The 14,389-nt window shown below is 40.6% G+C and carries 12 protein-coding genes; all 12 read left to right on the top strand.

The features are described from left to right. Nucleotides 1–50: 50 nt before the first annotated feature. The 12 genes from BN2425_RS17960 to BN2425_RS17905 all read left to right on the top strand — a co-directional run bounded on the left by BN2425_RS17960 (nt 51) and on the right by BN2425_RS17905 (nt 14,342). Nucleotides 51–1,082, top strand: a complete 1,032-nt coding sequence (locus BN2425_RS17960; protein ID WP_042462342.1) for an autoinducer 2 ABC transporter substrate-binding protein — start codon at nt 51–53, stop codon at nt 1,080–1,082. Beyond that, complete coding sequence (locus BN2425_RS17955; RefSeq protein WP_042462340.1) at nt 1,072–2,910, top strand: cache domain-containing sensor histidine kinase; 1,839 nt, start codon at nt 1,072–1,074, stop codon at nt 2,908–2,910. Before BN2425_RS17960 ends, BN2425_RS17955 begins: the two co-directional genes overlap by 11 nt. Further along, on the top strand, nt 2,891–4,483 hold the full coding sequence (locus BN2425_RS17950; protein WP_042462337.1) for a response regulator transcription factor: 1,593 nt from the start codon (nt 2,891–2,893) through the stop codon (nt 4,481–4,483). Before BN2425_RS17955 ends, BN2425_RS17950 begins: the two co-directional genes overlap by 20 nt. A 167-nt stretch (nt 4,484–4,650) precedes the next feature. Further along, complete coding sequence (locus BN2425_RS17945; protein WP_042462336.1) at nt 4,651–6,174, top strand: sugar ABC transporter ATP-binding protein; 1,524 nt, start codon at nt 4,651–4,653, stop codon at nt 6,172–6,174. A 16-nt stretch (nt 6,175–6,190) separates the two neighbouring features. Next, nucleotides 6,191–7,198 (top strand): ABC transporter permease, encoded by a 1,008-nt coding sequence (locus BN2425_RS17940; RefSeq protein ID WP_154663542.1) that lies wholly within the window; start codon nt 6,191–6,193, stop codon nt 7,196–7,198. 1 nt (nt 7,199) lies between these two features. Next, nucleotides 7,200–8,210, top strand: a complete 1,011-nt coding sequence (locus tag BN2425_RS17935; RefSeq protein ID WP_042462332.1) for an ABC transporter permease — start codon at nt 7,200–7,202, stop codon at nt 8,208–8,210. Nucleotides 8,211–8,274: 64 nt separating this feature from the next. Continuing rightward, nucleotides 8,275–9,324: a rhamnose ABC transporter substrate-binding protein gene (rhaS, locus tag BN2425_RS17930; RefSeq protein ID WP_042462330.1), complete on the top strand. Its 1,050-nt coding sequence runs from the start codon at nt 8,275–8,277 to the stop codon at nt 9,322–9,324. Between the two features lie 254 nt (nt 9,325–9,578). Continuing rightward, nucleotides 9,579–10,997, top strand: a complete 1,419-nt coding sequence (gene rhaB / locus BN2425_RS17925; protein WP_042462328.1) for a rhamnulokinase — start codon at nt 9,579–9,581, stop codon at nt 10,995–10,997. Nucleotides 10,998–11,017: 20 nt separating this feature from the next. Then, a complete protein-coding gene (rhaA, locus tag BN2425_RS17920; RefSeq protein WP_042462325.1) occupies nt 11,018–12,271 on the top strand; it encodes an L-rhamnose isomerase in 1,254 nt (417 codons plus the stop codon). Between the two features lie 247 nt (nt 12,272–12,518). Continuing rightward, entirely contained in the window at nt 12,519–12,836 is a 318-nt protein-coding gene (locus BN2425_RS23165) for a hypothetical protein (RefSeq protein ID WP_052352946.1), read from the top strand. Between the two features lie 187 nt (nt 12,837–13,023). Beyond that, nucleotides 13,024–13,386 carry a family 1 glycosylhydrolase gene (locus BN2425_RS23160; RefSeq protein WP_052352945.1) on the top strand — a complete coding sequence of 121 codons (363 nt, stop codon included), beginning with the start codon at nt 13,024–13,026 and terminating at the stop codon, nt 13,384–13,386. A 191-nt stretch (nt 13,387–13,577) separates the two neighbouring features. Further along, nucleotides 13,578–14,342, top strand: a complete 765-nt coding sequence (locus tag BN2425_RS17905; protein WP_042462323.1) for a DeoR/GlpR family DNA-binding transcription regulator — start codon at nt 13,578–13,580, stop codon at nt 14,340–14,342. Nucleotides 14,343–14,389: the final 47 nt, after the last annotated feature.

The raw sequence follows: 14,389 nt of genomic DNA, 5'->3' as shown, positions 1-14,389 counted from the left end.
GGTAAAATTAGTATAATCTAAATCTTCTAATAAATCGGATGGGATATTGGATGATGAAAAGAAGAGTCTCTCTGTTCCTTTTATTGATTCTTTTCCTTGCGGGTTGCAGTCAAAAGCCTGCTTATGAAATTGTATATTCCAGTGGAGAGGTGAAAACCCAGAGTGAAACAAACGAAAAAAGGCAGGTAACGATCGCATTGGTTCCTAAGTTAGTCAACATTCCTTACTTTAATGCAGTGGAAGAAGGGGCCATTGAAGCCGGGGAAGACCTTGGGGTACATGTCATTTACCGAGGGCCTGCTGTCGCGGATGCAGACCAGCAAATCAAAATTATCAATGAATTAATCAATGAAAAAGTCGATGTCATTGCTGTTTCTGCCAACGACCCCGATAAATTGGTCCCAGTCATGAAAAAGGCCCAAAGCCAAAATATAAAGGTGATTACATGGGATGCGGACACCCACTCAAGTTCTAGAGAACTGTTCATCAACATGGTTGACCCTGAGACACTGGGAAGGCATTTGATGGATACGCTAGCCTGGAATGTGAATGAGGAAGGGGATTTTGCTATTATTACCGGTGCAGAATCAGCGGCAAATTTAAATGTCTGGTTAAACTGGATTAAAATCCAACGAAGAGAATATTATCCGAAAATGAACCTTGTCGAAGTGACAGCATCAGATGATGACCCACATAAAGCCTATATCCAGGCTAAGCAGCTTTTAGCGGAATATCCGAATTTAAAGGGGATCATTGGGAATTCTTCCGTTGGCCCTCCTGCCGCAGCCCAAGCTGTAAAGGAAGCGGGGAAGTCAGGGAAAGTCGCAGTGGTGGGTTTATCTCCGCCTAACCCAATGAATGAATATTTAAAAATAAACGCTGCCCAAGTTGTGACCCTTTGGAGCCCCAAAAAGCTTGGCTTTCTGACCGTAGCCATTGCGGCCAACCTTATAGAGGGAAAAAAGCCATATGATCGTCAAGATATCCCGCAAGTTGGAAAAATCAGTGTAAAGGACGATATGGTCATCATGGGAGAACCCATTGATTTTACAAAGGAAAATGTGGATCAGTATGATTTTTAAATGGAAGCAAGTCAAAAATCATCGATTAATGACCAAATTAATTGTCACCTATATTTTCATTACTGTCATACCAATGGCTTTAATTGGCCTTACCGCCTATAATCAATACACAAAATCGATTGAAGAACAGGTAGGGGAGAATATTCCCAAACTCCTCGAACAGGCACATGAACAGATTAATGCCTACCTGAATGATATAAGGCAGCTTCCCGATCTCCTCTATAATTCTGCCCAAGTAATTGAGGTTTTGAGAAAGGATACGTTTCAAACTAATTCCTCCCTTTTGCAGGATCAGTTTATCGTCAATAGCTATTTAACCAAAACCTTTATTAATGGCGGCAATCCGGACATATTAGGGGTGTTTATTTTATCTAAAAATCGGTTGTTTCAAAGTTCCAAAGTGTCCTATACGGGGTTTGAGAGTATTGCCTTGCCATATGGGCAAGATATGGATTTAAATGGGAAGCAAGCCATCATTCTTCCGAATCAAACCAATCTTAGGTTTAAAGATGCCCCTCCTTACATTCTTTTAATGCGGCAGATTACCGATACAGAAAATCGGATGAATCTCGGTACCATGTTTATTGCTGTAGATATGTCTTCGTTTAAATCAATTTTCGAAAAAATAAACACCAAACAGCAAGCGCAAATTTCCCTCATGACTAATACTGGATATATCATTTATCACTCCAATTTGCAGTATATTGGTCGGATAAACAAACATCTGGCCGACTATCCCAAAATTAACGGCAGCTTTAAAACAACAAATGAAGACGAGAACAGGCTAATCAGTATTAGCAGAACAGGTTCTGAAGACTGGATTCTGGAACAGAGTATACCGTTGAAAAACTTAACAGAACGAACGGATTTAGTTCGTAATACGACCATTATTGTCTTTGTCCTCGTTGTCTTATTAAGTACGATTATCTCGATTTTCTTAGCCTGGAATGTATCAAGGCCAATTCATCGATTAACCAGTCTAATGAAAAAAGTGGAAAAAGGAGACTTTGATGTGGACTTGCCCATCGAGAGCAGTGATGAGGTAGGGATGCTGGCTAAAAGCTTTAATTCTATGGTTCTGGAGATTAAGGATTTGATTAAACAAAACTATCAAATCAAATTACAGCAAAAGGAAGCCGAGCTTTATGCACTCCAATCGCAAATTAATCCGCATTTTATGTACAATACCTTAGAAACGATTGGGATGGCGGTTGAGGAGGATGAAGAGGAAACAGTCGTTGAAATGGTCTCGTTGCTTGGGAGGATGCTTAGGTATTCCATTAGCAATAAAGAAAAAGTGGTGACCATTGATCAAGAGGTTCAGCATATGCAGGATTATTTAACCATTCAAAAAATAAGGTTCGAGGATCGAATTGAATTTTACATTTATGAAAAAATTGATACAAACAAATATCTGACGCCAAAGTTTATCCTGCAGCCAATCGTGGAGAACGCCATTAAACACGGCCTCGACCATCAGCAGAATTTTAGAATTGAAATCTTTATCTCAAGTCAGATGAACTTAGTAAAAAACAGAGAAGAAGTACTTTTTAAGATTATTGATAATGGTCCTGGTATGCCAAAAGAAATAGTAACACAACTAACGAATGAACTGGAATCTGACCCATTAGGGAAACGTGATGCCAGATTTGGACTGATCAATGTTCATGGACGATTAGCCATGATGTTCGGTGAACAATACGGATTAAAGATTGAAAGTCAGATGAACCAAGGTACGGAGGTCATCATTGTCATTCCATTAATGAAGCTGGAAAATCTGGGTATAAAAATGGGCGGGGGTGGTGAGGGTGAAGACGAGAAAAATTAGAACCATTGTTGTAGATGATGAAAACAGAATTAGAAGAGGGATTGAGAGGTTAGTAGTATCGTGCGGTGAGGAATTTGAAATTGTCGCCAGTTTCAATAGTGGGCAGGAGTGCTTGCAAAAGGCCAATATTCCTTTTGATTTATTGATTACCGATATTAAAATGCCAGGCATGGACGGGTTGGAATTAATAAAGGAAATGAGAATGAAGGCAGACTTTGAAGCGATTGTCATTAGCGGATTCAATGATTTTAAATATTTGCAGGGTGCCATACGCGAGGGGGCCGTTGATTATATGGTAAAACCCCTGATGCGAAAAGAGTTCCGCAGTCAGATGGAAAAGATAAAAGAGAAAATACAGCATAAATGGGAGATGGAAGAGGAAGTTAATTTTCAAATCAACCATGTAAAACAGATTCAAAGATTGAGTGAATTGACTAGAGGGGAAGATATCGATCTTTCCGAGATGGAGTGGACAAAAGAATTTCGAAGCGGCAATTTCATACTATTATTTGTTTCCAAAGACACTGATTCAGGGTTAAAGCCAGTTGCACCTGTTGCTTGGATTAATAGAATGGAGGACGAAATAGCCAAGGTACTGTATGGGCTTTATCAGGGGACAAAAATATCCTACTGGTATTGGAAGGGAGATTTGTCTTCCTATTGGCTGTTGCTCCACAGTGAAACAGAAGAAAATATACAGGAGTTACTTCTAGCCGAAAAGCTGCTGTCCGTGTTGAAATATACGATTCGCACATCAGGTACGATTACGGTTAGCAAAATGTTTGAGGACCTTGCTTTGCTTCCAAATATACGGGATCAGCTTCTTTCTTTACTTCCATTTCGTCTCATTTATGGAGGAAATCAAATCTATACCTTTGCTCTAATAGAAAAGCACCTTTTGCGACATGAAACGAACACGAAAGAGTTGGATATATTAGTTAGCAAACTATTGCATGCTCTTGAGCGTTTGCAAAGGGAAGAAGCATTTTTATTTCTGAATCAGTATCTAAAAGAATTGGAAAAATTAGTTTCGCCGGAAGAAATGGAACGAAATATCCAATCACTATCAGTACAGACTGTTAATCTTTTGCTAAAAAATGCAAGTGGAAAAGACGAGGTCTTTTTAATTCAAGAAGGGCTGCAGTTGACGAAACGGTCATCCAATTTTGCAGGTTTAAAGAATAATATAAAAGTATGGCTGCAAAAAGTATGGACAATTTTAGAAAGGGATAATCAGCAAGGAACTTTTGACCCTGTTGAAACAGCCAAGAACTGGATTGCCAATCATCTTGGAGAGAGTCTAACCATTGAAAAAATTGCGAAGATTATTCATTTGAATCCTACCTATTTTTGCGAGTGTTTTAAGAGCCAAACGGGAGAGACAGTATTGGATTTCGTGACAAGGCTGCGATTGGAAAAAGCGAAGGAACTGCTAGTCTCAACCGATTTAAAAATCTATGATATCGCTCAACAAGTCGGTTATAGTGATACCAAGTATTTCAGTAAATTATTTAAAACATATTTTGGAGAAGTCCCGTCCAAGTTTAAAGATAAGGCCAAATTCACCTCCTAACCTCTGGTTAAGAGGTTTTTTTTTGGAGAATTGCCGAAGGTTGACACCCATAACCGAAAGTTATCGCCTTTTCTGTAAAGGGGGGAATGAGTAAATTATATGTAAGCGGATTCAATAACCATACCTAGACGATATGCATTTGAAAGCACAAGGTTAGGAGTGAAATAATGTCAGAATATGTGCTCGAACTGAAGGGAATCACCAAAACCTTTCCCGGTGTTACGGCGCTCGATCACGTTCAGTTTCAATTAAAACCTGGCGAAATCCATGCCTTAATGGGAGAAAATGGGGCGGGAAAATCCACTTTCATTAAGGTCATTACTGGGGTGCACCAGCCTGATGCCGGGACAATTTTTCTAAATGGCCAAGAAGTGGAGATACGGAATCCCAAAGAAGCAAAAGCTCGAGGAATAGCGGCGATTTATCAGCATGTGACTTGTTATCCGGATTTAAGTGTGACTGAAAATATCTTCATGGGGCATGAAAAAGTCCAGAAAGGGACGAAGAGGATTCGTTGGAAAGAGATGCATGAAGAGGCTAACCTGCTTTTAAAGGAACTTGGCGCAAAATTTGATTCAAAAGCGACTATGGGAACACTGAGCGTGGCCGAACAGCAAATTGTGGAAATTGCCAAAGCCCTTTCGACAAACGCCAAAATCATCATCATGGATGAACCGACTGCTGCGTTAACCCGGAATGAAAGTGAGGAGCTATATCGCATCACCGAAAAACTAAGGGATCATGGCACTTCTATCATTTTTATTTCCCACCGTTTTGAAGATATGTATCGGCTTGCCAGCAAAGTGACCGTATTTCGAGATGCTAAGTACATTGGGACTTGGGGCATTTCTGAGATATCCAATGAAAACTTGATTGTGGCCATGGTTGGAAGAGAAATTAAGCAGCTGTTTCCTAAACTGGAAGCCAAGATTGGGGAAGAAGTGCTGAGGGTGGAAAGTTTAGGAAGAACCGGATTTTTTGCCGATATATCGTTTTATCTCCGCAAAGGGGAAATCCTTGGCTTAACCGGCCTTGTAGGTGCTGGGAGAAGCGAGGTATGCCAAGCGCTTTTTGGGATAGCGCCCGCAGATAAAGGGAGAATTTTTATCAATGGAAAAGAAACCAGAATTGCTGATCCGCTGGATGCTATGAAACAGGGAATCGGATACTTGCCGGAGGATCGCCAACAGCAGGGGTTGATTTTATCTTGGGGAATTGATAAAAACATTACCCTACCTGCATTAGCCCGTTTATCAAACAAGGGCTGGGTTAACCGAAAGAAAGAAACCGAATTGGCTAGTAATCTTTCAAAAAAAGTAAATGTAAAAACTCCAAGTATTTTTAACTTGGTTAGTTCCCTTTCGGGAGGGAATCAGCAGAAGGTGGCTGTTGCAAAGCTATTGACCTCGGATTTGAACATTATCATTCTTGATGAACCCACAAAAGGGGTCGATGTCGGGGCGAAATCAGCGATCTACGAGATCATTTCTGGTTTGGCCCGTCAAGGCTATGCCATCATCATGGTCTCCTCCGAAATGCCGGAAGTGCTGGGAATGAGTGATCGCATTCTCGTAATGCGGGAAGGAAGGCAGACAGCAGAACTGGAAAAAAGCTCAGCAACACAGGAGGCAATATTAGAAGCAGCCATGTCCAATAAAAATGACAGCGTTATCGATGAAGCGGCTGGTTGATAAAGGTGGGATAAAAATGGCTGAAAAAACTGTAGAAAAAGCTTCCCTAAGTGAGAGAATTTCCAAGTTCAGGGAAGCAGGTTTGCTCTTATTTATCATTATTTTATCGGTTATCGTGCAATTCAGAAACGGTTCTTTTTTAACAATAGAAAACTTGAACGATATGATTACCAACACTGCCATCCTAAGTATCTTGGCGATTGGAATGATGCTGGTGATCATTACAAGAGGCATTGATTTATCCATTGGAGCAACACTTGCATTGGCAGGGATGATATCCGCACTGACGGTAGGAGCCTATCCGAATCTAAATCCGATTTGGGCTGTTGGTTTAGGAATTCTCATCGGATTAGGGTGCGGTGCTGTTCTTGGTCTCATTATTGCAAAGGCTGGCGTTTTGCCCATCATTGCCACACTGGGAATGATGTACATTTTCAGGGGCTTAACCTTTATGGTAAGTGGAGGAAAATGGGTAAGCGCTCATCAGATGCCGGCAAGTTTTAAAGAAATCGCAACAGGCTCTTTTCTGGGAATTAATCATTTGATTCTGATAGCTGTCGTTATGTATTTGATATTTTACTATTTTTTGAATCATACCAGGACAGGAAGACAGATTTATGCAGTGGGCAGCAATCCTGAATCGGCCAAAATCAGCGGTATTCCCCATGATCGAATCATCTGGCTTGTGTACACGTTGATGGGCGGATTGTCAGGTCTTGCCGGTGTATTATGGGTTTCCAAGTTTGCTTCTGCACAGGGGGATACGGCTACAGGTTATGAATTGACAGTGATTGCTGCATGTGTGCTTGGAGGGGTAAACATTGCAGGGGGCTCAGGGAAGATTTCAGGAATCATATTAGGATCTGTCCTTCTTGGCATTCTTAACAATGCTCTGCCGCTTATCAATGTATCACCATTCTGGCAAATGGGCATCCAGGGTTCGATTATCCTGCTTGCTGTAATCTTAAATGCCCTTGTTAAAAGAGGAGTAGACTTGAATGCCCTAATGAGGAGGAAAATTTAAGATGGAGGATCTAAACAAGAAAAAATTCTCGCTGACATCATTTTTCCTTCAATGGGAATGGATGCTCGTCATACTTTTCATCCTAGTTAACATCGTAAATATCAATTTATCCCCTTATTATTTTACCTTCGGCGGTTTAAGAGATGCCACGATGACTTTTCTTGATAAAGCTTTTATCGTATTTCCGATGGTACTGATTATGATCCTTCGTGATATAGACATTTCCGTTGCATCCATCGTTGCACTAGCTTCAGTCCTTATGGGGTATCTGTATTCATTAGGAGTGCCGATGGAACTGGCTGTCGTTATTTGCTTGGCGACAGGCGCTTTGTGCGGATTCATCAATGGTCTGTTAATTGTGAAGTTTAAGGAATTATCGGCGGTTATTGTCACTTTGTCTACCATGATTATCTACCGCGGGATTGCCTATATCATCCTTGAGGATCAGTCCGTCGGTTCATTTCCTGAGTGGTTTGGTTTCTTTGGCTGGGGGTATTTTTACGGAATCCCGTTTATTCTGATAGCATTCGTCATTTTGGCTGTAGTATTTAGTCTCTTGCTGCATCAAACCACCTTTGGACGAAGAATTTATGCGATTGGAAACAATCCGACAGCTACCCGTTTTTCTGGAGTTCAGGTGGACAAAATGAAACTCATTGTCTTTACTTTAGCGGGTCTCATGTCAGCCGTCACTGCTTTATTTCTGACATCCAGGATGGGAAGTACAAGGCCAAATGTGGCCACAGGCTATGAGCTTGATGTGATTGCGATGGTTGTTTTAGGCGGAATCAGTACCGCAGGAGGAAAAGGCAGAATGTTAGGGGCTGTGATTGCAGTATTTTTAATTGGCTTTCTCCGGTACGGACTTGGATTAATCAACATGCCAGCGCAAGTATTAATGATTATTATCGGGCTGCTGCTCGTTATTGCGGTTATGGTCCCCAATCTGAAGCCAAAGGCAAAAGCCAAAACGAAGGCTTCTAAAAGTCCATCGCATCAGGCTGCTGGATAATCAATTGTTACGAAGCAGTCCTTGACTGTTTGTATAAAACCAAATGAAAAGGGGAGCAAGGGATATGAAAAAATGGGTAATGGTTTTGGTTTCGTTTTTTATGGTATTCTCCGTGCTAGCTGCCTGCAGCCAATCAGCGCCGAGCAGCAGCGGTGAAAAAAGCGGCGGAGGAAGCAAGGATGGCAAGAAGCGGTTTGCGATCATTTTTAAAAACACAGGGAATCCATATGGGGAAAAACAAATGGAAGGCTTTAAGAAGGCGATCGAGGAACAGGGCGATGAAGCCATCTTAAAAGCACCGGACCAGCCAACTGCAGAAGCACAAATTCAAATGATAGAAGAGCTGATTGCACAGAAAGTGGACAGTATTGCGATTGTGGGAAATGACCCTGACGCTTTGCAGCCTGCCTTGAAGAAGGCAATGGATCAAGGAATAAAAGTTCTTTCCTTAGACTCGGCAGTTAATGCCAAAAGCCGTATGGTCCACGTCAATCAGGCAGACCCTGAAAGGATTGGCCGTATTCAAATCCAAGCGATTTCGGAAATGATTGGCGGCAAAGGGCAAATCGCAATCCTAAGTGCCACTTCTCAAGCAACCAACCAAAATACATGGATTGAGTGGATGAAAAAAGAATTAGAGGATTCAAAATATAAAGATATCGAACTTGTAAAAGTAGCTTATGGAGATGACTTGCGAGACAAGAGTGTTTCTGAAACGGAAGCACTGTTAAAATCTTATCCAGACCTTAAAGGCATTATTGCCCCGACAACCGTCGGAATTGCTGCGGCAGGAAAGGTGCTGACAGATAAAGGTTTAAAAGGCAAAGTGAAGCTAACAGGACTTGGTTTGCCAAGTGAAATGGCCGAGTATATCGAAAGCGGTGTCTGTGACTGGATGTATTTGTGGAATCCAATCGACGTCGGCTATCTTTCCGGTTATGCTGCAGAAGCACTTGTAGGCAGCAAAATTACTGGTAAAGTTGGTGATAAATTTACTGCAGGTGATCTTGGCGAAAAAGAAGTCGTTGCAGATGGCGATGGCACGCAAATCATGCTAGGAGATCCATTTAAATTTGATTCTAGTAACATCGCAGAGTGGAAAGACGTATACTAAAAGAATTCTCCCAAAGCCTGCAGAGATTAGGCATTATTTCTGCAGGCTTTTTCATTTAAGGCTCTGTAAAGCGATAGGGTATTTTATAAAAACTCTGCTGATTGGAGCGCCTATTTTATTTTCCAGATCCTTGGATTAAATCATCATGCTGGCAAATAAGGACAATAAATTAGACCAATTAAGTTATAGGAAAAACTCAAATATCTAGTATGATAATAATGTAAGTAAGCGTTTACGACCGAAAGGTGATGATCATGACAAAGTACAGTATTGCCGTAGATATCGGTGCTTCCAGCGGAAGACTTATTTTAGGCTGGCTGGAAAATGGCTCATTAAAACTAGATGAAATTCATCGTTTTGAAAACAAGATTGTCAAAAAAGGTGACCACTATTGCTGGGAAGTTGAGAAGCTGTTCCAGGAAATTAAAAATGGATTAAAAAAATGTTTCGAAATGGGCATTAAACCGGACAGCATTGGTATTGATACATGGGCCGTAGATTTTGTGCTGTTGGATGAAAACGATCAGCCAATTACGGAAGCGGTTTCTTATCGTGACCCCCGGACTGATGGAATGATGGAGGAAGTCTTCCAGCTTATTTCCAAGGAAAGACTGTATTTAGAAACTGGGATCCAGTTCCAAAAATTTAACACCATCTACCAGCTTTATTCTATTAAAAAGAATCATCCTGAAATTCTCGAAAAAGCCAAAACATTTTTAATGATACCCGATTATTTAAACTACCTGCTAACAGGCAAGAAGGCGAATGAATATACCAATGCCACTTCAACGCAGCTCGTGAATGCGTTTACAAAGAAATGGGACCATCAATTGTTGGATGTTCTTGGGATTAATAAGGACATGTTCCAGGAAATCAAAGCACCTAAAACAGTACTTGGAACACTCAGAGATGAATTGGTTTCAGAGCTTGGTTTTGATATGGAAGTTATTCTTCCTGCAACCCACGACACTGGCTCTGCAGTGATTGCCGTTCCAGAACAGGACGGGACGATTTACATCAGTTCCGGCACTTGGTCGCTGATTGGAACAGAAAACTACTTCCCAATCTGTGTCACCAAAGCATTGGATTATAACTTTACGAATGAAGGCGGAATTGACTACCAATACCGATTCTTAAAAAATATCATGGGTCTGTGGATGATTCAGGAAGTGAAACGAAACTATAATGATGAATATTCATTTGCTAGATTCGTAGAGTTAGCGGAAGCAGCAAAGGATTTCAAATCCATTGTTAATGTGAATGATGACCGCTTCTTAAAACCGGACAACATGGTCCAGGAAATTATGAATTATTGTGTTGAAACGGGTCAGCCCATTCCAAGCACACCGGGTGAAGTAGCCAAATGCGTTTATGATAGCTTAGCAGTAAGTTACCAGGATGCAGTAAAAGAAATTGAAGAAATTTTTGAAAAGCAGTTTGAAAAAATTAACGTCATTGGCGGCGGCTGCCAAAATGAAATGTTGAATCAGCTCATCGCGGATGTGACCAATAAGGAAGTCAATGCCGGACCGGTTGAGGCAACAGCGATTGGTAATATTGCTGCTCAATTAATGGCGCTGGGTGAAATCCAAGAAATTAATCAGGCCCGTGGCATTATTAAAGAATCCTTTGAAGTGAAAAAGTATTTACCGGCACAGCCCGTTAAAAATTAAACAAGGAAGGAAGAATAAAAATGTCTGTTAAAGAAAATTATGAACTTGCGAAACAAGCGTATGCTAAATGGGGAATTAACGTTGATGAAGTTCTTGAAACATTAAAAAAGGTTCCAATTTCTATCCATTGCTGGCAAGGCGATGATATCGGCGGATTTGAAGTGAATCAGCATGAATTGTCAGGCGGCATTGATGTAACCGGTAACTATCCTGGCAAAGCCACTACACCTGAGCAGCTAAGAGCTGACTTAGAAAAAGCACTATCCTTGATTCCTGGTAAACACCGTGTAAACCTGCATGCGATTTATGCAGAAACAAATGGCGAAGTAGTAGAAAGAGACCAATTAGAGCCAAAGCATTTTGAAAACTGGGTAAACTGGGCAAAGGAAAACGGACTTGGCTTGGACTTCAACCCAACTCTATTCTCTCATCCAAAATCAGCAGATGGTCTTACTCTTTCACATCCAGATGAAGAAATTCGTGAGTTCTGGATTAACCACTGCATTGTCAGCCGGAAAATTGGTGAGTACTTTGGAAGAGAGCTTGGTACACCTGCCTTAACAAATATCTGGATTCCAGACGGCTACAAGGATGTTCCAAGTGATCGCTTGACTCCAAGAAAGAGATTAAAAGATTCCTTGGATAAGATTTTTTCAGTGGATGTAGACGAAAAATACAACTTGGATGCTGTTGAAAGTAAAGTATTCGGTATCGGATCAGAGTCCTATGTAGTGGGTTCTCATGAATTCTATTTAAACTATGCCATGAAAAATAATAAATTATGCTTGTTAGATACAGGCCACTATCATCCAACGGAAACGGTATCCAACAAAATCTCTTCAATGCTTCTGTTTAGCGAGAAACTTGCTTTGCATGTATCAAGACCTGTACGTTGGGACAGTGACCATGTCGTCATCCTTGATGATGAATTAAAAGAAATCGCTTTAGAAATCGTACGTAATGATGCATTAGACCGTGTGCTCATCGGTCTTGATTTCTTTGATGCCAGCATCAACCGTGTAGCGGCTTGGACAATTGGTACTCGTAATATGATTAAAGCCCTTCTAAATGCTATGCTTGTTCCAAATGAGCAATTAAAGCAGCTTCAAGAAGAAGGCAACTTTACGGAAAGATTAGCATTAATGGAAGAATTCAAGACCTATCCATTCGGCGCTGTTTGGGATTATTACTGTGAGCAAATGGGTGTTCCAGTTAAAGAATCATGGTTAGAAGAAGTAAAAGCTTATGAACAAGACGTTTTATTAAAACGATAATAGGGATTGAAGACTCAATTAGGGACAAATAAAGGCCCAAATTGGGTCTTCTTTTTTTATTAGCACAGACATTAGTGAGGGTTTTCCTTCCACTCAATAAAACGAGGGGATTTCTACAAAATATTGGCGGAATTCTACCAAGTTTTAAGCTATTCTACAAATTTAGGAGTTATTCTACACATTTCCGAGGGGATTCTACAAAAAATGTAAATCAATCCCAAATATAATTGGTTGAGGGGGAATACAGATGATCACCAGCCAATTGATATCAAAGATGATCAGCGAGTTTACGAATATTGGCTTTATACCACCAGTAGGAATTGAAAGGGGTGCTTGGGTGGTTCCAAAATGGAGAGATTCAGCGGCTATCTTGTGTGGAACCACCATTGATAAATATTTTACATTCCACAAGATCTATGATGAGAATTCTATCAAAATACTACGGGAGGCCATCAAACGGATTCAGCCAGATACAAAAGTAGGCTTATCAATGGCCCTATCTGATATTCAGTCCATCCCTGGCGGTAAAATTGGCCGAGAAAAATGGCACAGTTATTTTAAGTAGTATATACCGATGATTGCGGGGGGACGACTTTTTCGGGCTGCAAAATTACACAAGAGAGGTGTATGGGCCAGAAGGACAAGTGAAACCTGCAGAGGATGCGGAACTTACCCAAATGGGATATGAATTTTGTCCTGAAGCTCTAGAAAAAGTGATTCGGAAGGTTGCAGAAGAATGAACGATTCCCATTATGGTTACCGAACATGGGATTGCAACCAATGATGACTCACGGCGAGTCGAATTTATCCGTAAAGGTTTAGATGGGGTGCTAGCTTGCCTAGAAGAAGGATTAAACATTCGGGGTTATCTACACTGGACGACTTTCGATAATTTCGAATGGCAATCTGGATATTCGATGGTATTTGGTCTTATTGAGGTGGATCGCTTAACACAGGAAAGAAAAGTAAAGGAAAGTGGTCGTTATCTAGGAAAAATTGACCAAATGAACTTACTGTTGGCGGATGAGGTTTCCACTTCTCCTGTATTATTCTTGGGTGCCGCAAAAATGAAAGCAAAGAATATCAAGCTACAAAGAGAAGGAATTTTAGTTTAATACGTAAAGTTCAAGCCAATCATCTTCATGTGATTGGCTTGTTAAATTGGGATAACCAGCAATTTGAATAACTTTATGATTTTATGTATTTGTTTTTCAAAAATTTATGTTATATTTAATGTAACAACACATATAAAACAAACACAAAACAACATAAATAAAAACGATTGGCGGAAAAGGGGTATAACAACATGCTTGTAGCAGAAAGGCAAAAGAAGATTGTTGAATTGGTCAATGAACGATTAAGTGTTCGGGTTTCCGAGCTAAGCAAGATTTTCTCAGTTACAGAAGAAACGATTCGCCGTGATCTAGAGAAGCTTGAAAAAGAAAATTTATTAATGCGCAGTCACGGTGGTGCAGTCAGCATTGAAAAAGATAATCAAGGAGAAACTTCGTACCTAGAAAGAGAAATTACCAATGCTGAACAAAAGAAGGCGATTGCAACAGCAGCGGTTAGAACGATTGAACCAGGTGATCAAATTATATTGGATGCCAGCACAACGGCGTGGTATGTCGCAAAGGAACTGCCTGACATGCCGTTAACTGTTCTGACTAATTCTATTAAAGTATCGATTGAACTTAGCAAAAAAGAACAGATTAGAGTGATTTCTACAGGAGGAACTTTGCTAGCCCAGTCACTTTCGTTTGTTGGACCACTTGCGGAGCGATCCCTTGGAATGTATCACGTCAATAAATCATTTCTTTCCTGTAAAGGGGTTCACATGGACCGAGGGCTCAGTGATTTTAATGAATTACAGGCCCTGCTTAAAAAGCAAATGATTGACATCTCCGACGAAAGGATTCTGATGGTAGATTCCAGCAAATTTGGAACAAAGGCTTTTTCGCAAATTGTTCCTATCTCAAAAGTCGATTGTATCATTACGGATTCCAATTTAGATGAAGAAACAATAAGACAACTAGAGGAAAAGAACATAAGAGTATTAATAGCCGATTAAAAAGAAATTCAGACCAATAAAGGTCTGCAGATTGTCGAGAAAGGTTA

Origin of the sequence: Neobacillus dielmonensis (assembly GCF_000612665.1) — a bacterium.
GTDB classification, from domain to species: domain Bacteria; phylum Bacillota; class Bacilli; order Bacillales; family Cytobacillaceae; genus Neobacillus; species Neobacillus dielmonensis.
Note: the sequence above shows the minus strand (reverse complement) of the source record. Positions and strands in the feature narration are given on the sequence as shown.